The sequence below is a fragment of the Hyphomicrobium sp. ghe19 genome, assembly GCF_902712875.1.
Classification (GTDB): Bacteria; Pseudomonadota; Alphaproteobacteria; order Rhizobiales; family Hyphomicrobiaceae; genus Hyphomicrobium_B.
In genome coordinates this window covers 3,880,380-3,900,116 of sequence record NZ_LR743509.1, presented here as the reverse complement: position 1 = coordinate 3,900,116, position 19,737 = coordinate 3,880,380, and the positions used below count along the sequence as shown (strand labels likewise).

General features: G+C 59.3%; 33 protein-coding genes and 1 pseudogene. 23 read left to right on the top strand and 11 right to left on the bottom strand.

The genetic code is table 11. The features are described from left to right. Position 1 precedes the first annotated feature (1 nt). From AACL53_RS18545 to AACL53_RS18525, 5 genes are all read right to left on the bottom strand, one after another. Entirely contained in the window at positions 2-268 is a 267-nt protein-coding gene (locus AACL53_RS18545) for a hypothetical protein (protein WP_339086029.1), read from the bottom strand. Next, entirely contained in the window at positions 265-726 is a 462-nt protein-coding gene (locus tag AACL53_RS18540; RefSeq protein ID WP_339086028.1) for a hypothetical protein, read from the bottom strand. The genes AACL53_RS18545 and AACL53_RS18540 overlap by 4 nt, the downstream gene beginning before the upstream one ends. Beyond that, positions 723-971: a hypothetical protein gene (locus AACL53_RS18535; RefSeq protein WP_339086027.1), complete on the bottom strand. Its 249-nt coding sequence runs from the start codon at positions 969-971 to the stop codon at positions 723-725. The genes AACL53_RS18540 and AACL53_RS18535 overlap by 4 nt, the downstream gene beginning before the upstream one ends. Continuing rightward, positions 968-1,309 carry a hypothetical protein gene (locus AACL53_RS18530; RefSeq protein WP_339086026.1) on the bottom strand — a complete coding sequence of 114 codons (342 nt, stop codon included), beginning with the start codon at positions 1,307-1,309 and terminating at the stop codon, positions 968-970. Before AACL53_RS18530 ends, AACL53_RS18535 begins: the two co-directional genes overlap by 4 nt. A gap of 164 nt (positions 1,310-1,473) precedes the next feature. Beyond that, entirely contained in the window at positions 1,474-2,058 is a 585-nt protein-coding gene (locus AACL53_RS18525) for a helix-turn-helix domain-containing protein (protein ID WP_339086025.1), read from the bottom strand. 108 nt (positions 2,059-2,166) lie between these two features. Here AACL53_RS18525 and AACL53_RS18520 point away from each other — a divergent pair, with 108 nt between their 5' ends. The 22 genes and pseudogenes from AACL53_RS18520 to AACL53_RS18415 all read left to right on the top strand — a co-directional run. After that, the gene (locus AACL53_RS18520) at positions 2,167-2,409 is read left to right on the top strand and encodes a hypothetical protein (RefSeq protein WP_339086024.1); all 243 of its coding nucleotides are present in this window, start codon (positions 2,167-2,169) and stop codon (positions 2,407-2,409) included. 136 nt (positions 2,410-2,545) lie between these two features. Then, positions 2,546-3,247, top strand: coding sequence for a hypothetical protein (locus AACL53_RS18515; RefSeq protein WP_339086023.1), 702 nt, complete (start codon positions 2,546-2,548; stop codon positions 3,245-3,247). A gap of 144 nt (positions 3,248-3,391) precedes the next feature. After that, complete coding sequence (locus AACL53_RS18510) at positions 3,392-4,558, top strand: helix-turn-helix domain-containing protein (RefSeq protein ID WP_339086022.1); 1,167 nt, start codon at positions 3,392-3,394, stop codon at positions 4,556-4,558. Next, positions 4,555-4,920, top strand: coding sequence for a hypothetical protein (locus AACL53_RS18505; protein WP_339086021.1), 366 nt, complete (start codon positions 4,555-4,557; stop codon positions 4,918-4,920). The genes AACL53_RS18510 and AACL53_RS18505 overlap by 4 nt, the downstream gene beginning before the upstream one ends. Further along, on the top strand, positions 4,917-5,231 hold the full coding sequence (locus AACL53_RS18500; protein ID WP_339086020.1) for a hypothetical protein: 315 nt from the start codon (positions 4,917-4,919) through the stop codon (positions 5,229-5,231). Before AACL53_RS18505 ends, AACL53_RS18500 begins: the two co-directional genes overlap by 4 nt. Further along, positions 5,231-5,902 (top strand): hypothetical protein, encoded by a 672-nt coding sequence (locus AACL53_RS18495; RefSeq protein ID WP_339086019.1) that lies wholly within the window; start codon positions 5,231-5,233, stop codon positions 5,900-5,902. Before AACL53_RS18500 ends, AACL53_RS18495 begins: the two co-directional genes overlap by 1 nt. Positions 5,903-6,245: 343 nt before the next feature. Continuing rightward, the gene (locus AACL53_RS18490; protein ID WP_339086018.1) at positions 6,246-6,602 is read left to right on the top strand and encodes a hypothetical protein; all 357 of its coding nucleotides are present in this window, start codon (positions 6,246-6,248) and stop codon (positions 6,600-6,602) included. A 199-nt stretch (positions 6,603-6,801) separates the two neighbouring features. Further along, entirely contained in the window at positions 6,802-7,017 is a 216-nt protein-coding gene (locus AACL53_RS18485) for a hypothetical protein (protein ID WP_339086017.1), read from the top strand. An 11-nt stretch (positions 7,018-7,028) separates the two neighbouring features. Further along, entirely contained in the window at positions 7,029-7,229 is a 201-nt protein-coding gene (locus tag AACL53_RS18480) for a hypothetical protein (RefSeq protein WP_339086016.1), read from the top strand. After that, the gene (locus AACL53_RS18475; protein ID WP_339086015.1) at positions 7,226-7,615 is read left to right on the top strand and encodes a hypothetical protein; all 390 of its coding nucleotides are present in this window, start codon (positions 7,226-7,228) and stop codon (positions 7,613-7,615) included. The genes AACL53_RS18480 and AACL53_RS18475 overlap by 4 nt, the downstream gene beginning before the upstream one ends. Further along, the gene (locus AACL53_RS18470; protein WP_339086014.1) at positions 7,615-7,848 is read left to right on the top strand and encodes a hypothetical protein; all 234 of its coding nucleotides are present in this window, start codon (positions 7,615-7,617) and stop codon (positions 7,846-7,848) included. The genes AACL53_RS18475 and AACL53_RS18470 overlap by 1 nt, the downstream gene beginning before the upstream one ends. Then, the gene (locus tag AACL53_RS18465) at positions 7,845-8,927 is read left to right on the top strand and encodes a hypothetical protein (RefSeq protein ID WP_339086013.1); all 1,083 of its coding nucleotides are present in this window, start codon (positions 7,845-7,847) and stop codon (positions 8,925-8,927) included. Before AACL53_RS18470 ends, AACL53_RS18465 begins: the two co-directional genes overlap by 4 nt. After that, positions 8,924-9,538 (top strand): hypothetical protein, encoded by a 615-nt coding sequence (locus AACL53_RS18460; RefSeq protein ID WP_339086012.1) that lies wholly within the window; start codon positions 8,924-8,926, stop codon positions 9,536-9,538. Before AACL53_RS18465 ends, AACL53_RS18460 begins: the two co-directional genes overlap by 4 nt. 29 nt (positions 9,539-9,567) lie before the next feature. Continuing rightward, positions 9,568-9,828, top strand: a complete 261-nt coding sequence (locus tag AACL53_RS18455) for a hypothetical protein (protein WP_339086011.1) — start codon at positions 9,568-9,570, stop codon at positions 9,826-9,828. 2 nt (positions 9,829-9,830) lie between these two features. Beyond that, positions 9,831-10,133, top strand: a complete 303-nt coding sequence (locus AACL53_RS18450) for a hypothetical protein (RefSeq protein WP_339086010.1) — start codon at positions 9,831-9,833, stop codon at positions 10,131-10,133. A gap of 23 nt (positions 10,134-10,156) precedes the next feature. Beyond that, positions 10,157-10,441 carry a hypothetical protein gene (locus tag AACL53_RS18445; RefSeq protein WP_339086009.1) on the top strand — a complete coding sequence of 95 codons (285 nt, stop codon included), beginning with the start codon at positions 10,157-10,159 and terminating at the stop codon, positions 10,439-10,441. A 1-nt stretch (position 10,442) separates the two neighbouring features. Then, positions 10,443-10,904 (top strand): hypothetical protein, encoded by a 462-nt coding sequence (locus AACL53_RS18440; RefSeq protein ID WP_339086008.1) that lies wholly within the window; start codon positions 10,443-10,445, stop codon positions 10,902-10,904. A gap of 186 nt (positions 10,905-11,090) precedes the next feature. Further along, positions 11,091-11,705 (top strand): hypothetical protein, encoded by a 615-nt coding sequence (locus tag AACL53_RS18435; RefSeq protein WP_339086007.1) that lies wholly within the window; start codon positions 11,091-11,093, stop codon positions 11,703-11,705. Continuing rightward, a complete protein-coding gene (locus AACL53_RS18430) occupies positions 11,706-11,831 on the top strand; it encodes a hypothetical protein (RefSeq protein ID WP_339086006.1) in 126 nt (41 codons plus the stop codon). It begins immediately after the preceding gene. Positions 11,832-12,433: 602 nt separating this feature from the next. Further along, positions 12,434-12,646, top strand: coding sequence for a hypothetical protein (locus AACL53_RS18425; RefSeq protein ID WP_339086005.1), 213 nt, complete (start codon positions 12,434-12,436; stop codon positions 12,644-12,646). A 142-nt stretch (positions 12,647-12,788) separates the two neighbouring features. Next, a complete protein-coding gene (locus AACL53_RS18420) occupies positions 12,789-12,992 on the top strand; it encodes a hypothetical protein (protein ID WP_339086004.1) in 204 nt (67 codons plus the stop codon). Positions 12,993-13,771: 779 nt separating this feature from the next. After that, a pseudogene (locus AACL53_RS18415) lies at positions 13,772-14,140 on the top strand (IS1 family transposase); the annotation flags it as partial. A 5-nt stretch (positions 14,141-14,145) separates the two neighbouring features. Here the strand turns inward: AACL53_RS18415 and AACL53_RS18410 are convergent. The 3 genes from AACL53_RS18410 to AACL53_RS18400 all read right to left on the bottom strand — a co-directional run bounded on the left by AACL53_RS18410 (position 14,146) and on the right by AACL53_RS18400 (position 16,434). Further along, entirely contained in the window at positions 14,146-14,673 is a 528-nt protein-coding gene (locus AACL53_RS18410) for a hypothetical protein (RefSeq protein WP_339086003.1), read from the bottom strand. A 606-nt stretch (positions 14,674-15,279) separates the two neighbouring features. Beyond that, entirely contained in the window at positions 15,280-15,870 is a 591-nt protein-coding gene (locus AACL53_RS18405) for a hypothetical protein (RefSeq protein WP_339086002.1), read from the bottom strand. Between the two features lie 60 nt (positions 15,871-15,930). Continuing rightward, positions 15,931-16,434 carry a hypothetical protein gene (locus AACL53_RS18400; protein WP_339086001.1) on the bottom strand — a complete coding sequence of 168 codons (504 nt, stop codon included), beginning with the start codon at positions 16,432-16,434 and terminating at the stop codon, positions 15,931-15,933. A gap of 87 nt (positions 16,435-16,521) precedes the next feature. Between AACL53_RS18400 and AACL53_RS18395 the strand changes: the two genes are divergently transcribed. After that, positions 16,522-17,226 (top strand): SOS response-associated peptidase family protein, encoded by a 705-nt coding sequence (locus AACL53_RS18395; RefSeq protein ID WP_339086000.1) that lies wholly within the window; start codon positions 16,522-16,524, stop codon positions 17,224-17,226. Between the two features lie 252 nt (positions 17,227-17,478). Here AACL53_RS18395 and AACL53_RS18390 read toward each other — a convergent pair whose 3' ends face one another. The 3 genes from AACL53_RS18390 to AACL53_RS18380 all read right to left on the bottom strand — a co-directional run bounded on the left by AACL53_RS18390 (position 17,479) and on the right by AACL53_RS18380 (position 19,435). Continuing rightward, positions 17,479-17,886, bottom strand: coding sequence for a type II toxin-antitoxin system HicB family antitoxin (locus tag AACL53_RS18390; protein ID WP_339085999.1), 408 nt, complete (start codon positions 17,884-17,886; stop codon positions 17,479-17,481). A gap of 10 nt (positions 17,887-17,896) precedes the next feature. After that, positions 17,897-18,094, bottom strand: coding sequence for a type II toxin-antitoxin system HicA family toxin (locus tag AACL53_RS18385; protein WP_339085998.1), 198 nt, complete (start codon positions 18,092-18,094; stop codon positions 17,897-17,899). 141 nt (positions 18,095-18,235) lie between these two features. Next, on the bottom strand, positions 18,236-19,435 hold the full coding sequence (locus tag AACL53_RS18380) for a hypothetical protein (protein WP_339085997.1): 1,200 nt from the start codon (positions 19,433-19,435) through the stop codon (positions 18,236-18,238). Between the last annotated feature and the right edge of the window lie 302 nt (positions 19,436-19,737).

Below are 19,737 nucleotides of genomic sequence, written 5' to 3'. Positions count from 1 at the left end.
ATCAGCCCCTCTTTTCTTCACTGCACGTGACAACTGCGGCGCGCGAGAACAGCGCGTCGGCGAGAATTGGTTTCGCGATTTCGGTGATGACGACGTCGACTTGGTGCGCGTCCGTTGCGGCGCTCGCGTACCATCGGACGGCTGTGCCGAGACCCTTCGAAAGTGATTTTCCGAGGTCGGCCGGCTTCACCCCTTTGGCCATTTCGTTTGTCATCCAAAGGCCGACTGCTTTGGTTAGAATTTTGGCCGCTTCGTCATCCTGCATCATGGGGCCGGGCCCTCTACCGCGCGGCGGTCGTAAGGAAAGATGTCGCTATCGTCCGCCGAGCCCGCACCCAAGAATTCCTCGCCCGTGTATTCGACGGGCTTGCGCTCATTGAGCAGCACGGTCGAATTCGGGAATGCGCTGACGACCTGGCGCGCGCCGGCGTCCGTCTCGAGCAAATTGTCGACTTCGTCTTTCTGCTCGAGGGCGCGACGCATTTCGCGGTCCGCCATTAGGAAGCTCCGCAAGGCGTCCTGATCGCACTCCGCCAGGATGCGCAGCAAGTTTCGCGCGGCACGCATTTCGGCGATTTCCTTCGCCGACTCCGCGGCAGTCATCTTGCCGTCGCGAACGCGAGGAGAAAATCGCCGATAGCGGTCGCCTAGCTCGCGGTGGAGACATTCGGCCATAAGCCGAATAGGAACCTTTGCGGCCGCTGCCGTTTCCTCGGGCTTCGTCATTGCTCACTCTTCGACCTTAGAAGAGCCGCGTAAGCGAGAACGAGTTGAGTGCGGACGTTGCGCGCGCGTTTGACGAGCGTCATTTGCTTTAGACCCTCAACCTGTTTCAGTACCGAATCCGCTTCCTCGAGGACTTCGCGAATGCGCGTTGCCTCGGCGCTCGAGAGCTTGATTTCGGGCTCCGTTCGGCTCGCTAGGAAATCTGCGAACGCGTCGCCGCTTGTGTCTCGACGAACCCCGCTCATTGGACGAGCTCGAAAGCCTGTGCCGGCGGGTCGACGCGCGGGTCGGTGTCCTGCTCGATGTCGGTGCCTTCGAATGCGCGGTGCGCGCACGCTTCGGCGAGGTCGCGAACCTCTGCGCCTTGGGATGCGAGCATTTGGCAGACGAGGCCGAGCGAAACGAGCAAGAGCTCGACGAAATGATATTTGGCCGGGCCGATTGCCTTGAGCACCTGGCGGCGCTTTTGGAATGTGAAGCCGCTTTGCCAGGGCCGCGACGTGTGTGGCGAGAAAGGCTTGCCACTTCGCGCTACGCCGGCGCCTTCGACAAACTCATCACGCGCGAAATTTGGATTAGTCATTGTCCCCCGCCAGTGGCGACGCATGCACCGCAGGGGAAGCATATGCAGATTTGGCGAAATCAACACAAGAGGAATTCGCCAAATACGAGAAATATAATGGCGGACTACAAAAAAGGCCCGACGGAGCCGCCGGGCCTCTCTCGTGGAAGTGGGTGGGGGGTGACTTAGTCGTTCAGTACCAGGTGCGAGCGGATGATGCCGCGGAGAATAACCTCACCGCGCATGTCGACCGGGATTTCGTTGCAGCTGTCCGAATTCGTCGTCAGTAGGTAGGGCGGCAGGAATTGCCGTACGACGACGCTCGTTTTTCCGCTCCGGGGGTCCGTGTATTGCCCGAGCACCTTCTCGAGCGGCTTCAGATCCTCGAGGCCTTCCGCATTCGTATCGACGAAGGCTATGGCTCGGTCCGGTAAGCCGGCCAGGTCAAGTACCGGCCGCAAGATGCGCCAAGGCTCAGTTTTCGCTTTTGGGTCGGGTTTAAATGGAAGGTGACGAGCTTCGAAAGCCTCGGCGTCGCCAGCAAAGCTCGGCTCAATCTCGATGCTCTGACCCGGTTCAATTCCGATCAAATATGCCACGTCGTTCCACTCCAAACCTTGGGCGATCTGTTCGGCCATGGGGAGTGTCAAGCCGCGCTCGGACGTCTCGATCCGTGCGAGTTGTGAATGCGAAATCCCTATTTTCTCAGCTGCTTGCATAAGCGTGAGTTTTTTCAGCTTTCGGATTTCGCGGACACGATTTTTTGACATTACCCAACTTACCGCGCGGCGACCTTAGTCGATACATCATAAATGGCGAAATCCAAAGCTTGCATTTTTTCGCCAAATACGAGAAAAGCTGTGGAGGGAGATTCGCACATGAAGCTCGGGGCTTGGATTAAAAAGGAAAAATTGACCCTTGCGGCGTTCGGCGACCGAATCGGTCGCCACGTTAGCGCCGTCCAACGGTACGCCGCGGGTCGAATTCCGAACCGAGAAACGATGGTCGACATCTATGTCGACACCCGCGGCGAGGTCATGCCGAACGATTTCTATGACTTGCCGGAGCTCGAAACCGAACCGGCAGTCGTCTCGGAGCCGTCGGCTCTCGAGGCCGCCTGAACTAGTCACCTGGCGATCAGAGCCGCCGGGGTTTGTTGCGTCAGTTGCTTTCTTTGCGTCTTGCCATGGTTTCCTTCTGATAGGCGCCGCCGTTTGTCCATTGCGGCGGCGCCTCCTTCAGAAGGGTGGGGGCCGAATGATTGAGCTACTAACGATTTTCGGATTTGGCGCACTCGCGACGTCGTCAGTCGGCCTCGCGATAAAGAACCGGTTTCCTGCTCGGTTGAAAGCGACCGCGGCTCCGGTGCGCGTTGCGCCCGTTGAGCCGGTCCTTGTTAAGACCGTACCGGCCGCCATCGTTGACGATTGGGCTGCCGACGAACCCGCGTCGCTACCGGCGCGGCGCAACGTGCGACTTCGTCGGTCAGGGGTCGCAAAAGAAAAGATCCTCGAGCGGTTCGTCGCTTGGATGATTTCGGAATGCTATTCGGGGTGGCACACGTCGGCGGGCGTGTACGACGCTTTCAAAGATTTCGCGTACGAGGAGCGATTCGAAGAGCTCGACCGCGGCACGTTCCTCTCGCTGCTCTCGGTCGAACTCGGCATCGAAAAGCGGCGCGCATATATCGACAAAAACGATACCTACCGGCACTTGCGGCGCGCGGCTAGATCGCAAGGGCGAGCGGTCGTTTATCGCATCCCAACGGCCGAGGAATTGGCCGCCGCTAGGCACAAAAGGGCGCTCAAGGATGCCGAAACCCGCCAGCGGATGCGCGTGCCCAAAGCGCGGCCAGAACCTGGCGTCCAGCAGCATCCGAGGGGTGCGCCAGCGAGCGAAACGGGGCTGAAAAACAAGGGTTTGGGCGTGGATGCGTCGGTCTTCGACGTAGCCGCGTAAGAAATACCGCTCGGCGCGGGGTTAGCACTGGGCGGAGTTGGTTCGGGGTCGAGTTTCACGAAAAGACGGGCGTGCCGACGCGCGGAGAAACTCTGTTTTTCCGATCGCGAACGTGTGCCCGAAATGCGGGGAAGTTTTTGCGCAATGGCGCCACGTTATTCGATTGTTGCTGGCGACTTTGCCGAGGATCCGCGCGCGGACGTTTCGCACTTTCGTGTCTATCTCGTCATTGGACGTCATACTGATAAATCCGGTTGGTGCCGCCTCAAACAGATCACGATCGGCGAGCGCGTCGGCCTCTCGCGCGAAACCGTCAATCGCAAACTCAAAGACCTATGCACCTGGGGCTACGTTGAGAGACGAAAGCAGGATGCTGCCGGTCGGGCCTTTTATTACCGGACGATCATGGATCGCGGCGAGCCGCCGACCATAGACGAGCCCGATGATGTCGACCCGAATGATGATGGCGGCGAATACGACGGCCAGGGCGAATTCGAAGCAATGCACGTCTCGCATGGCTCAGAAGGCAAAAATTCGAATGTGACGCACGCGTCACATGCCGGATGCAACTCGTCGCCGCCAATCACACCAGGTGTGAGCGCGGCAGATCACAGCAGGTGTGATCATACGCCTTCACACCAGAACGACCCTTCTTTAACGGCCCTTCCTAACGGAAAGAAAGAATCTCCCCCCCAACCCCCCGTTGGGGGGCGAGGGAGAGCAAGGCGATTAAGCGAAACGGAAAGTGCGCTTCGCGAAGTCACGGCCCAAGCGCCGGACGATGAGGCAAAGCGGTTTGCAATAAATGCGGTGTTGCGCCCGATCGTCATCCAGCGCCGTCTCAACGCGCCGAGCCTTGCCGGTGCTCTCCAATCGCTAGCCGGGTGGATCGCCAAAAAGGGGCTCACCGCTGCCGAGGCGGAAAAGATCGTCGTTACGCTGCTCGCGGAGCGGCGGTTCTCGGTGAAGCCGTCCGATATTTCGGACGCGGTGAACCTTGCCATCAACAACCGGCCGCCGCAGCGGGTGCTCAGCGGTGACGTGGATCTGATGAGTGAATGGCCGCGCGTCATGGCCACCCTTGAGCGAATGCTCGGCGAGACGGCGGCACGCCAGGCATTTTCGACGTTCGTGATCGACCGCCTCGTTACAAGCCGTGGCAACCGCGTCGTGGCCTACGTATCGACGCACGACGAGTGGCGGAAAAAATCCGTCGAGCTGAGCATGTCGGCACAATTTCGCGCGGCGTTAAGCGCGGCATTTCCAAGCGTAACCGAAGTCTACATCGAAACCCGGAGGGCAGCTGCATGAGCGGCCTATCGAACCATGTCCGCGCTGTCGACGAGGTCGACGCCGGCGACATCGACCCGCGCAACTATTTCCTCGAAATGTTCCGCGATCACCTCGAGGCCGTGAAGCGCTTCGGCCTCGAGGCGCAAGCGCGAGCGATTTTCGCGGGCGTGTTTCCGCCGGCGTCGAAGCCAGCCGAGCCCGACGCGATCGATCCCGACGAGCCGGTCGACATGCTCGAGAACCGATTGCTCATCGATGCGTGCAAGCGCGGTGCGAACTTCAAATGGCCGGACAATTTGCACAACGCACGGAAGCGCATCCAAGCCGGTGCCGAGCGTGAACTCGCGCGGCAACTCAAGGAACGGCGGCCGGCACAATGACAACGCTCGAAAACGCCGCGCGCGCCGTCATGGTCGGCGGGCTCACGTTCGAAGCTCAGCTCGACAATTCGCTCGAGAGCATCCGCGCGCTGCTCATCGAAAAAAATCGCTCATACGGGAACAGCGCACTCGACCCGGTTCGGCTGTTCGCGCAGTCGGATGCCGTCGAGCAGCTTCGCGTTCGTATCGACGACAAAATCAGCCGGCTCGTCCGCGGCCTCGAATTCATGGACGAGAACACGCCGAAAGATTTTCTCGGCTATCTGATCTTACTCGACATCGCCGAGCGCATCGCACGGGAGCGCCGCTAATGGCGCAACGCGAGTCGGGTTATGAGCGCATCGAGCGCGACGCTTACATGACGCCGGCGTGGGCGACGCACGCGCTCACGAAAGAAATTATGGGCCCGCGGTTCCGTCGCGGAATGACGGTTTGGGAACCGGCCGCCGGCACGCTGCAAATGGTCGATGCCCTCGAGGCCGACGGGCTTGAGGTCATTCCGTCCGACCTTCACGCGCCGAGCGATCGCCCCGAACTGTTCGGCGGCAATCGCATCATGGTCGGCGATTTTCTCGACGATCAACGGCCGTTTTTGCCCTTCGAATTCGACGCGATCATTACGAACCCTCCTTACAAGCTCGCCGAGGAATTCGTGCGCAAAGCGCTCGAGCTCACCAAGCCTAAGCGCGGCCTGGTCGCAATGCTGCTCGGCGTTAAATTCGATTCCGCTGTGACGCGGTCGGACATTTTCAACGAGCATCCCGCGTGGGGAATGAAAATCACGTTGACAGACCGCATTTGGTGGTTCGATCCGAAGCTCGACGCCAACGGCAAAGTCAATGGGCCGAGCGAGGATCATGCCTGGTTTGTCTGGGATTGGCGCGGCACATGCGGCCGGACGATGCGCTACGCGCGCTCGCCTGAGGAAGTCCGCGCCGAGATCAAAGAAAAAATTCGCAAGCTGAAAAAGGGTGTCGCCTGATGCCGCGATCTCCCTCAGCCGTGACTATCCACGTCATGACGCACGATTTTATTGAGCAAATTCGCAAAACGATACTTCGCGCCGATCGTCACGCCGAAAGGCGTCGCGCGACGCTCTTTTCCGAAACGACGACGCGCCCCGCTTTTCGCGAAATCATCGACAATTTGCAAAGGAGCGAAGGCGATGAAGTTCCCCGAGTATGAACCCGGTGCGCTGTTCAAGTGCACCAAACACTGCGGAACTTTCCGACGCGACGCCTGCCACACCGTTCGCGGTTGGCTGTGTTGCCCTGTTTGTCAGTACCGCTCACTTCAGTTCGTCAAATAAGGAGTGAATTCTACCAATGGCAGCGAAGCACACACGCCGGCCGGCGCCGCCGCGGTATCGCGTGAACTACGACGCGAAGGCCGAGGACGGGACGCCATTGAAGCGAGTCCCGCGCGTCGTGATTTCGAGGCGCGGTGTCAGAAGGCGAATTCGTCGCCTCGCCACGATGGCGCGCATCAAGCTCGAGAAAGACGCCTTGCGCGATCGCAATCACAACGGCCGGCTCGAGGAAGGCCTGGCGCTCAAGTACCTGCGCAAAGTCCCGAGCGTTTACGAGCTCGCCTACGAAATCGAAAAAATCTCACGCGAACCGAAGCCCGCGCCGGAAATCCCGACCGAGCTCGGCCGCGCGCTGCTCACGCCTGCAACCTAAGAGGGGGTCACTATGGGCGACGAAACAATGCAAGTCGGCGGCAACGCCAAAGTTGAAATCAATCGACGCGTCGACCGACGCATCGCGCTCGTCGAGCAAATGGCCGAGCTCCAAGACGAAATGAAAACCTACAAGGCCGAGGACAAATCCGACGGGTTCACCGAGAAAGTCATCGCGCGCCGTCAAAGAAAAGCTCGCGGTGAAAAACGATCCCGACAAAATGCTCGCTCAACTGACTTTCGAAGCCGAGGTCGACGTCGTTCGGCATGCCCTCGGAATTCCGACAGACATCGAGGCGGCGCAACGCCTCTCGAAAGAAGACGCCGAAACGCTTCCCGAGCCGAAGCGAACCCGCGAGCCTCGCGACGAAACAGTCGGCTCGGCCAGCAAGAAAACCGACAAAACGAAGCACTGAGGGCCGGAGCCATGACCGAGAAGCACGCACGCGTCGCCGAGACGTTGCTCGAGGACGAGGATGCGGTGTTCGCGCTCGCCGCTCCCGAGCTCGAAAAGTTCGAGGGCCTGAGCAGATGCGCACTCGATTGGAACTATCACGAATGGATTGAAACCGACCCTTCGACGGGCGCCGAGCTCGAGCGCGGGTCATACGAAAGGGGGATACTGTGAAGCTTCACGAACAAATCGACGAGATGACCCGGCGAATGAACGAGGCCGCCGACGCGGCGACCGCGGACGTTACGCGTTTGCACAGCTCGATGCTCGCTCGAGACGCCGAGCTCATTCGACAAGTCGAGGACATCATAGAAATGCAGTCGCAGAATGCCTCGACGATCTTGAATGGCCTTCTGACTATCGCGCGCCGCTACGGATATTTGCCGTCAGCGCGGCCGGTCGAAACTGCGCAGCCAGTCGCAGCAAACACGCCCCCGCCGTTGCCGCCAGGCGGTGCTCGATCGCCGAGCTATGCTCCGGCCCCGCCGATGGCGCCGCACCTGGCGTACGCCACGATGAACGAAATTCTCGACGCCGCGGGCGAGGAAGCGAGGCACTGATGTCCGTCGAATTCCGCCCGATGGCCGAACTCAAGCACACGAACCCCGTCGACATGCGCTTGGCGGACGGCCGCGTCGTCACGGGATGGCTTTTCCAAGGAATCCCGAACGAGCCGCGCTCTTATTGGACGCACGACTTCGGTCGCGGCTCGAGCCGCATTTATCCCGAGGCCTGGCGCGAGCCGCAATCAACTGGCGATGCGGACTGCTCTTCTCGGAGGCTCGCCGCGTGACGACACCTCTTCTTTTTCGGCAATTCTACAAGTTCGACGGGGTCAACCTGCCGCAAAGGTTTCCTGTACGCGTTATTTGGAATGGCCGAGGGCCCTTCGAGGCCGCGCGCGTAACGCATCCCCAAACGCGTGCGGCCTGCTGGGTCACTTACGAAAAGGTCAATAAGACAACCTACGCAGTTTTCCTGCCGTGCGGGAAGAAACCGCGCGACCCGTTGCAGCCATGGAAGGCCTGGCGCACGCTGCGATCCGAGCAACCGGACTTTTGGGCGCCGATTGATCCCGACAAATTCAAACTGTTTCCGTTGCCGCCCGTTGCGCTCACGCTGCCCGACGAGGACGAACCTCCGCGAATGTGGTCGTCGCGGCAATCATACTCGGCCGCCGATGCCGCTGCCGACGCTGCTGAAATGGAAGCGGACCGTGACCAGGCCCGCAATGGGCCGAAGCGCGCGAACGGGCAGAAGCGCTCCCTTTGGTGGCTCGACATTTCCCGGATTCGATACGCGCCCGCTGGCTACGTCACGCGCGCCGACGCCGAGGGGCGCATCATGCGAGCGCTCGCGCAGGAAGATATGTTCGTCCGTGCCTCGTTCGGCCTCGGCCTCGATCGGCGCGACAGTGGTTTGAGCGATCAACAGTTGCGAGACCTGGCCGAATGGGAGGCTAAGCGTGCGCCTTCTATCCGGCCGCGCTTCGAAGCCGTGCAACCAGACCTCGACGATTACGGCGTCGCGATGTCCTGGTTCACGGCGCTGGGCGCGCGTCACCTATTGCCAGGTGAAGCCGCGAAGTCGGGCGGGTGGCGCATCGGCAAGAGTACCGAATTCACGACAGCGCAATGGGTCCTCTATTTCGCATCGAGAGACGACGCGCTCTCAATGAGGCAGATCGCTCAACTCACGCGCATCGTCCAGGGCCGAAAAATATCGGCGGTCCGCGTTTCTCAGGTGCTCAAGCTTGCGCTCGAGGGCGTTTGGATCATCGCGAACGAATTTAAGGATGCCGGCTCGACGAACCGCGCGATCGCGCTCGAGCAAATCCAGGCAGGCAATCGACGCGCACGGGGGGCACGATGACGACACTGATCACGATACCTGCGGATCCGGCCAAGGCCGAACGCTTCTGGAAGCGGACGCGACTCGAGACGTTTCGGCTTATGGCGCCGGCGGCGCTTTGCTTCGTCGCTTCGGAATCGAACGTATCGGTCACGGTTTACGATGGCAATGACGTCAAGCGCCGGTTCGGTCACAACCGCGCCGCACGGCCTGCAAAGATCATGAAAGGCACGCGTCTCGAGGACGACAACGTCGAGAAAACGCACAAGGGCGCCTTTTTCAAATATCGCGGCTTCTGGCGCATCTGGGTACGAACGAAGTCACACCGGGACTCGCTCGTCGAGGCCGCGATGTCCCGCCTCGAGAAAGTCTCGGACCGGGAGGGTGGCCTCGAGGACCTTGAGAACGGTTTTCACGACATGGGCCCCGAGCTCGACGTCGACGCCTGGTTGGTCGAGGTCCTCGCGATCGCGCGCGACAACGGAATCCCCGCTTGGGACGAACCGGCGCTTCTCGCGTTCATCGACCGGGTCATTCAGCGCGCGGCCGATATTAGCAAGACATGGCGAGGCGGCCGGTATTCGCCGCTCGAGGTGGCGTTGACGCAAGAATTTGAACACCGGGGGAAATGATGCCGGAAGCAGCAGTCAGCAGAGAAGACGTGGAAAAATTCGAACGCGAGTGTGATCGCGATAACCGACGTTTTGGTTTCTTCGTCCTTGCGACCTTCGCCGCGTGCGTCGCCTTAGTTCTCGGCGTCCAATATTTTCGCGTCCCGCCGCAAATGCAAAAGACGCCTGTGCTGCCGGACATTTTCGTCGACCCGGCGACAGGGTGTCAGTACCTCAAATTCTACAGTGGCGTCACGCCGAGGCTTCTGCCCGACGGCACGCCATTTTGCGTCAAGCAAACGGAATCGTGAGCATGACGGTCGACGACCTGATGACCGAATATCGGCGACTTTGGCAGGTGTTTCGAAGCACGCCCGCCAATCGCGGACCCGCCGCGCCGCCGCGCCAGGTGTGTTTCGACATTGATCGCGTCGAGCGCGAACTCAAGGCGGCCGGTGTCCCCGATCCGTTCGGGCTTGTGCGCACCGACCGCGACGCGCTCGCATTCATTCAGTCGGCCAGCATCGACGTTGCCGACGAGGACCCGCCGGCACTCGAGCAAACGACGCTGCCGACGCCGGCGTCATCGCAAGCCGCACAACTCTCGTTTTTCTAGCAACCTTTGGAGGGGGAACGTCGATGCCCGACGACAACAACAAAACGTCGACAGATTTCGTGATGTCTAAGGGCATCGCTCCATTTGCCGACGGCTCTGGTTTTCAATGGAGAGTCGAGGTTCGCCGCGACGGCGCGACGGCGCGAGTGCTGATTTTCGAGGGAAAAGAATGCTGGATCAACATCCCTGTCGAACGGTGGAGTGAAATCTCCGGCGCGGCGCGCGGCATGATCGAGTTCATGAGCAACACTATTCAATCGAAGCCCGACAGCACCACCTCTAAAGCAGATCAGAATGGGGAGGGGTAGGATGGCGGACACCGTCCAACAACTCCCGACGTGCGGCTTCGGGCGGGGCTCCATTGTGCGCGCCGCCGATGGGCCGAACATGCTCGTGGTGCGTGATCTTGGGGACACCGTGTGCGTCGTGCGCTGTGAAGGTGACGACGCAGGCACGTTGCGGATGAAAGAAGTGATGAAGGCAGGGCTTCGACAGGTCGTGTCGCATGACGGAATAACAACCGAAGATGCGCGCATTCGCAATGCACTCTGGCAATTCGAAAACCCGCCAGAGCCGGCGACGTTGAGAGAAGCTGCTGACGAGATCGATTGTGGTCAAGACTGCGAACGCGGCCACGTCGAGCCTGATACCGGAGTGCACGTTTGCAGCCGACGTGATCGCGAAGGCTGCCCTGGCGATCTTGCTTGCCATCTACGCGAATTCGCGAGCGCCATTGAGGGCCGCACCGCCTCTAAAGCAGGGAAGGCGTGAGGATGGGCGCGATCGATCAATTCCTTTGGTGGAGCGGCGCGGTGGCATGGCTTGCCGCTCTGTCTCGCTCCTTTTGCTCACGGACAAGCTCCTGGACGCGGTCCTTACGAGCCTCAAGCTCAAGCGAGATTTTCTGATCTGGTGTTTCGAGCGGTTGAAAACGAAGTCATCAGAAGGAGCGCGGCCATGGCTGAAATACTGAAAGTTTCGTTAGACGATTGCCCAACAGGCTTGTTCTGGTTCGGAGAGACGCTCGGCTTCAAGAGCGAATACTCGCGTCCAAAGGCAGAGGGCGACTTGATTGTCGGCGCGCAATGCGACGCTTACGTCGTTGGTTCCGGCGAGTACTTTTGGGGCGGTACATCCGATTGGAGAGCGCGAGCCAAGCTGATGGTAACGCCATTGGATCTGGACGCACAGACGGCCGATTTCTGGCTCAATTCACTGGCGTCCCCAAACTCGATGACGAGGAAAGCACCTCCTATGACTGAGACACAGGATGGGCCGACTTACCCTGAGACGTTGACGCCCGCGCTTCGCGAAGTGCTTGGGACGATGTGCTTTCAGTGCATTGGAATAGCCGCCGCTTTGAGGGCATCCGGCGAGGACATCGAACGCCGCGCAGAAGACGAGCAAGCCGCTGTCCTTCACTACCTGACGCGCTTCGCGTTGAGCCACGGAGACCAGTGGCGAACGGTGGCAATAGCTGATCTCGAAGAGCGCAAAGCCCGCGCCGTTCTCTCGCCGCTGCCGTCATTCGATGACCAGGCCGGCGCTCCATCAGTGACAGCGGAGGAATAGATGGCCACCCGCAGCAAACCGGTTTGGATCATCGTCAATTACAGCGGGGCTGCCTCCTACGGCGCGGCCTCGCAGCGCCAAATAATAATCGCTGAGTACGTCAACGCTTTCGACGCGGAGCTTTAAAGGGCCCAACGAACAGGCCATTTCGGTTTAAGTGACCGGCAGCGCGAAGTCTGGGCCGAACGTCGGAAAAAGGGTGACCGTGCCGTGAAGGCGACGCTGACGTAGTGGGCTCGGCAAGCTATCGCTGACAAACTTCCTGCACGCCATGGGCAATCATGCGCTCGTGGCCATCCGAGAAAGCGTAACGATTGCCGAGAGAAACGAGCGATCTCGTTACATCGATCGAGCCCTCGACCTTCTAACTGAATGATCAAGGGGCCATGACGCAAAGGGTTAAGACTCTCCCCTTTTTGGGTGATAATACAATAGCTTCAGCTCTTTCGTATTAGTTAAAAGTAACGTACACGCATGTCGTTCAGTGCACTCAGGAGGGGAGCACGCGTAATTTTGTTTTAGTGAGTGGGGAAGTAGCGTTGGAAAGAATAAAAGAAAGACGGCAAGTCGCCGAAGCCGCTAATCGAATTGAATCTGCGCAATCGCCGAGAACCGAATACGCGCATCCAAAAATTCGCGGGCTCTTAGCGCAGTGGCAAGGCCTAGATGCTGCAGCGAAAACGGCACGGCTCGCATTAGAAAACGAGCTGAAACGTCATCGGGATCTCGTGAGCGCCAGCGATCGGCGTGTTATCCGCGAAGTCAAACAGAGATATCCCGACCTCATCCTTTTGGAAACCGACGGCGAGATTATGCCGGTGCGTTGTATGGTGTCGGGCCTGGCGCTATTCGAAAGCGACGACCTCATCGGCGACCCAGAAACCGGAGCTGTATTGAAAAAGGCAGTCCGCCTGTCGCCAGAAGTCGCATTCGCGCTCTAGCGCTGACCCCTATAGGCTACAAAGTGAGACTGTAGCCGATAGGGGTCACAAGCTTTCAAGCTGATGAATTTAGCGCGCTGCGGCTGCTTTCTTGCGGCAGTAGATTCATATTCGGGAACGGCCAGACAGGAGAACCTGGCCAATGGGCAGCAGCAGATACGACAAGCCGATCATACCTTGGACGAAGCCGGAGCGAGACAAGCCAGATCCTACCGACCGGGTTGCGGTGATGATCGAGGAAGCGTGGCAGGAACTCGCGAAAGTCGATCACTTCCCGGAAGACAAGCCGGACGGTATCGTCAAGTTGATCTCACTGCGCAATCTGATGCCGGACATACTTCGATAACTGAAGAAGTTGAACGACGAGCGGGTAGTGTCTCAGTTTGAAAAATATCTCGATTGACGCCGCGATCCAAGCGGCCTGATCCCGTGCTATGCTTAGCGCTAGGTAGAGGGGAAGGGTGCGGCGCCCGACATGGACGCTACCAGAGGCCGCAAGGCTGACCGAGCCCAGGGACTTGGGCACCGTCTGGGAGAACAGCATCAGGCCCAGACATTGCCTCTACCGCAGCCATTTGCGGGCATGCTTAGCGCTATGGATCAACGCACCCAAAGAGACTACATTCGATGGAGAGGCCCCGAGTTGGCTCGTTCTGGATACTGCCGGAACTGGTTCGAGGTGGCATGCGCACTTCGATACGAAGGGGCCTATTGCGCTCATAACGAGATGAACCCGTTTCGACGTGAAGTTCTTGATCGGCTGTGCAATGAGGCGCGGTGGTACGGAAATGTCTGAAAAGATTAAGCGTGTCATCCATCGACACGGCGATCAAAAACAAAACGAACCAGATCTTATACTTGAGGTCGGGAGCCAGCTGCCATGGCACTATCAGGAAGGGCGGCGGCGCGGTCTACGAGTGGAAAGAATCGATGACGGAGATCCCCTGCGCTGCGTGCTAAGCGATGGAGATGTAATCCTGATAGGTAGCCGGAACGTCACCGAGGTTATTCACGAATAAGCAGGTCCAAGAATGCCAAAGGGTCCTAAAGGCGAGAAGCGCCCAGCCGACGTTGTGTCCAACGCGGTGAAGATCGCGAGGATTGCCACGGGTGAAGATGATGACAGTGCGGAGCCCGCCAGAATGCATCGGCGCGAAGAAAACGCCGGTCGTTGGCAATCCTGATCCTGATCCTGATCACATCAGCACGTCCTATGTCGAGCGCCAAAATCTGACGATGCGCATGAGCATGAAGCGTTTCACGCGGTTGTCGAATGCGTTCTCAAAAAAGCTTGCCAGCCATCGCCACGCGCTGGCGCTCTACTTCACGTTCTATAACTCGACGCGCATCCACTAGACGCTCCGGGTGACGCCCGCAATGGCTGCGGGACTTACGGATCATCTGTGGACCATGGAAGAGATTATCGGCTTAATGGACGAAGCAGCACCGAAACCCGGACGGCCGAAGAAGTACAAGAAACAAGCTGCGGCGTGACGCTTTTAGGTAGTTGCCGGTGGCACTTCATCAACGTTCTGCAAATCAACGGAACGAGGCGGTTCTAAAGGCAGCCTCGGCTCGTCCGGCGGATCAGGCAATCCGAAAAGGCTATAGTTGTTCCGATCAACAAGGAGCCCCACAGACGAGAACACACATCGGTCAAATACGCTGTTGCTGATCCTGTAGAATGGCAACAAAGAAGCGTTGTTCTGTGGCAGGATAATCAGCGTATCGAGATGCGGACTGTAAAGCGGCTCCGTTATTCGGCAGTTGGCTTCAATGTAGACTGCGCCAGGTCCGCGAAACTCTGTGCCCCTGAAAGTAATATCGGTGACGCGCGAACGGCCCGCGAACAGTTCGCCGAGCGTGAGCAGATCATTCTCATAGATTTTTTGAACTATGCCCGGCAACAACAGTCGACGTAGCGTCAAATGCCGCCACAGAAACAAGACAGCGCACGCCGTAATAGCCATTGCTGGAATGCGGTATGTCCAAGGGATGCCCTCAAGCGAACCCGTTACGAGAGGCACGACGAATCCTCCCGTCGAGACGAGAGTGTCGATGCGCGATAACCGACCCCAAGCGTCTTCCCTGTTTGCCAAGTTGTCCCCATCCCCTGACCAACCGATCGCGGCCGAAGTGCGCGACTCGTTGAATACTCTAATGGTTGCGGGGATGTTTTTTCAAACTGAGACACGACCGACGAGCGCAAGAGGCGCGGACGCGATGACACCGAAGCGCCTGACAAATAATGTACCCGGTTCAGCGAAGCGGTGAGATTGACTCCATAACGATCCCACTTGTACAGACTATCTTGCTGGCACGGGGGATCATCATGGAACTGCTTGTCGTTGGCCTAGCTCTCGGACTTTCTCTCGCCCTCATCAAATTCGGTTTCGGCTGGCTTCAAAAATTCGTGCCACATCAGACGTTCCGAAGAATCTGGAATTACCTTGGGCTAGCGCTTCTCGCGATCATTGCTGTCGTCGCCATCAGCCCCGCCGGCGACTTTCGCGCCTATGTGGCCGTGGCAGGGGCAGGGGCGTTTCTAATTTGGATTGTGCTGCTGCTCGGACTCGGGACTAATCGCGAGCACCAAGTGCCGCTGAAAGTGATGGTTAGTTCTGGAGATGGTCCTATCGCTTCTGGAACATCTCCCACCGATCGCGGTTCGCGACCCGCCAGCTCGCAGTCTTGATCTTCAGCCAGTCGCGCGTCTTCCCGGATCGGTAAGCGGAATCGCGCCGCTTCGAGACGACACCCTCGAGCTTGGTGGTGTCGCCGGCCGCCAATAGGCGTTCCAGGTCCACGAATTCTCCTGAGAACTGCAGCCGCTCGTCGTCTGCTTGGTTGACGAGATCGTTCAGGATGTCTTTGCGCTGGGTCAGTGGCATGGGTGTGATCCGGACGCCGTCCAGGTAAAGGAGGTCGAACGCCCAAAGGCACAGTGCCGGCGCGCGGTTGCCGAGCTCCATCAGAGTCTTGAAGCAGGGCAAGCCATCCGCGCCGCACGCGACGAGCTCGCAGTCGATGATGGCGGACTTCGCCGGGATTCCTTCAATCGTGCTCCGGATCGCTCGAAACCGTTTCGTCAGATCGGCGCCGCTGCGGCTATACAGAGTGGCCGCTCCATTCTCAACGTGCACCTGGGCGCGGAAGCCGTCGAGCTTAGCCTCGTGCAGCCACTCGGGACCTCCGGGTGGCTCTTTCGCCAGCGTCGGCAACATTGGGGGGATGAAAGGGTTTTTACGCAGCACGCATCGTATGTAAGAGGGGTGGGGACTTCTTCAAGCCAAAGAGGAGACCGTCCTAGCGGTCGCCCGATGTGGTCCTTCAGGCTGCGTCCACCAGTTGCCGCAATCGAGACACTCGCATTCGATCATGATGCGGTTGCGCATGAATTCTCTTGCGGCCGTCAACGGATTGTACGGCCGTCGGAGCGGGTGCGATCCTTGAACACGGCCGGAATCGCACGCCGGGCAAAAGGCGATTTCACCATTAGGCTTGGGTTTTTTAACCCTTGGCAGATTTCTGTAGGGCTCGGACTTCACAGCGACCGTGCGTCGGCCGCAGCGGGTGCACCTGATGCGGCGGGCTAGCAGCAGCAGCGGCATGTCGATATCGACGCCATACTGCTGGATCCAAGGCAACGCTTCGACGTAGCTGCTCCGCTGGCAGCCCGAGCAATCGAGCCAAATTCGCGCGCCGTCCTCGATGATGCCGCGTAGCGTGCATTTCCTCCAGGCGTCATCGGTCGGAAGCCGCCAGGTCCGGCTATCGTTTGGGTCCATAGGCAGACTCCATGCGGTCGGCCGTCCCAAATCTCCCCATCGCGCTATTTAACGGCGCGGCCGGTCGGTTCAAGTCACAAACGATGTATGAGCCTTGCGAGCGCGGCGGCAGATGACTATTTTCGGCGCTCGATGTGCAACCTGTATTCCCAGACCCGAAACGTCGAAGCGATCCGCCGCCTCTTCCGCGTGGCGCACAATCGCGCAACGACGAACGAGCCGCAGTCGGCGATATTTCCTGGCTGGAACGGGAGCGTGATCCGCAAGGCAGAGGACGGCGAGCGCGAGCTGGTCACGATGAGCTGGGGCTTCGTGCTCCTCCAACCTGGTAAGGCACCTCGCCGGGTCACCAACGTCCGTGACGACAAGATCCTATCAAGCCGGTTTTGGAAGCCATCGTTCGAGCAGCGGCGCTGCCTCGTGCCGGCGTCAAGCTACTGCGAGCCGGATAGCGACAAGCCCGCGCAATGGCATTGGTTTGCCGTCAACGGCGACGAGGACCGCCGCCTATTCGCTTTTCCCGGCATCTGGCAGCGCTGGAAGGGCCCGGTGAAAAAGGATGGCCCGAATGTCGAGCTGGACGTCTACTCGTTCATGACGACGGCGCCGAACGCGCTCACAGATTCGATCAATCACGAACGGATGCCGGTGCTGCTTAGCGAAGAAGCAGACTTTGAGACATGGCTCTCGGGTTCACCCGCAGAAGCCTTCGCGTTGGCTCGCAGCTTCGACCCCGCCGCGATGCGCATTGTACAATCTGGATTAGAAAAGAAAGACCTACTGGCAGCCTAGCGAAGGGCGGCGCAGTTTGAAGGCCGGGAAAATATAATTGTTGATAAAACTTAGGATGGGGCCTTCCGTACAATCGTTCTCCAGAAGTGTCGTGCCAGGGTTTTGCGGGCGCCTCGCCAGGGCGGCGATTTTTCAGCATAATCCAATTTCTTGGGGCCATGGCGGGACGCCCGGCATTTTCGGCACAAAAGAAAAAAAGCCCCCGGCGCTGGGCAGCACCGAGGGTCAACACTTATCAATGCCCGCTTAGGGTCACGCGGCGGTCAACTTCGCGCGGGCGGCATCAGCGAGGAAGCCTGATCGCGACGCGCCAGTGCGCTCGGCAGCCCGGTCGATCGCTGCCAGAAGATTTTCATCGAACGTCAGATTTACCCGAACCGATCGGCTTGGAATCGTCAGCGGCACGAGCACGACCGCGATATTTCCGGCGAAGTCGTCGAAGAATTCCGGATCGGCGCGTAGTGCGTCGAGCGATCTCGCCACCGGCACTGCTTCGCCAGCCTCGATTAATCCCTCGACGTGAAAGGTCGCAGCATCCTCGGCGCTTACCAGCGCGGCGTCGACCGAGTCGCCCTGGGCGATGCAGCCGGGAAGGTCAGGAAACGAGACGCCGATGCTGTCGTCTCCGCCACGGTGCAGAATAGCGGTATAGTAGGCCATGTTATCACTCCTAGTTGGGTGGCCATGGCCACCCGGCCTGACGATATATTGAGCGGTACGTACCCATTGCGAAAGCCTTCGAGGGGTGGGGGACAGTGACGACGCCGGGTTTCGTCGGATGGCGGAACTGATTATGGCTGCCCTTGGTGCGGGCGAGGTACCAGCCATCAGCTTCCAGTTTCCGAATGATTGCCCTGCTGTCTTCCATTGCGTCCGCCCTTTCTGTTGTGTGTATTGATACACACAACAGCGCCGCTCGTCAATAGAAAGTGTGTATAAATGCGCATTATTTTGCGGAAATGAAGGCCCCCGCCGTTTCCGACGAGGGCTCGATTTGTCCGGACGTGAGCTACTCCGCCAATGCCGTCTGTTTGCACCGTCCGACCTGGACGGGCGCAGGGACGACGCCAATCTTCCGCCAGCCCTTCATCCACTCATGGACCGTCTGCTTCGGACGATTCCAGTCCGATGCGAGCTTCGAGTCGGACGGGATCGTCTCACCGTCCGCCAATCGCTGCACTAGGTCTTTGAAGGCGTCCTCTTTGGACAGTCCGCCGGACGGTCCGGGTCGTTTCGGACGGTCCGGACCCCGTTTCCCTTGGCCTTTAGGACCATCCGGGCGGAAGAACCTGGGCAGTTCCGGACGTTCAGCGGCCGAGGCCGGAAAGTCCGACTGCACGTCGTCTTTCCCGCCGTCGGGACGCTGCGCACCGTAGGCGATTAGAGTTGCCGCCATGATGTTAAGTCCGAACGACTTCAGAAGAGCCTCAAACAGGTCGAGACCCCACGCGGGAAGCCCCGTCCGGTCAGACAGCGACGTCGGCGATGGTGGCAGCGGGCTTGCTTCCACATCCGCCTTTGCGGCATTCACTTTGGCTTCGTGCTTTGTGTCAGCCTCGGCAATTGCTGCGGTAACTTCTCGCTCGGCATTGACCAGGTCCGTCCGGCGATCTTGAGCCGCAGCAGCTATTGCTACCGCGAGACCCGTGCGGGCCTTGGCCACTTCCGCCTGCTTTTGTTTGCAGACGGTTCTGCAACCGTCCTTGGCTTCCTCGTCAGCGGCGAGCTGGGCGGTATCGAGCGCCTTCTGTGCATCTCGAACGCGCTGGGATTCGCCGCCGACCTTGGCGTCAGCAAGAGCCTGCCTCGCCGCCGTCAAGCGCATTGTGGACGGTGTCGCCGCTTCAATCTCGCGAAGACGAGCCACCGCATCGTCGTGCTTCCGCATTTTCTCCCGCATCGGTGCTGTGGCTTCCTCTTGGGAGGCAACGGACGTCTTTGCGGTCATGTAGAAGTTATATGCTTCGCCGCACGCCAAGCCGACGAAGATAGCGAGTAGGAGACGTCCGGCGTCTTTCCGTCCGGTTCCTAACGCTCTAGCACCGGCAAATACGGCAATGCCGCCGGCGACAGCTAGAACAGCCGAGGAGGACAGATACGCCGTCAGCCCCGTTCCGCTATGCGCGATCGTCCAATTGATGCCTGCAAACAGAGCGGCGCATCCGCCGATCGTTGCAAGGCCTTCTGACGTTGTGATATCAACTCTCATGTGAAGTTTCCCGTCCAAGGATACTCACGCGCGGCCTACCGCCTGGTGCTAGTAACACCAGGGATCACGGTGGGCCGTTTGCATGAGGAAGGCTTCTAGTCTCGTGTTGTTTCCATAGCTTCGCCCTTCGCCTTTCAGCGCTGGGTTCGGGCCGCCGGTCGTCCTCAAGTTTCGCTGCTCGCTTCCCGGCTGGTTCTTTCTGCCTTTTTTCCGGGTCGTTCTGGCGGAGGGCCTGCATACCGTCTAACTATCTATAATATATTTTTTGAGCTACGAAATGTCAATTAAGTCGATCCTCACTT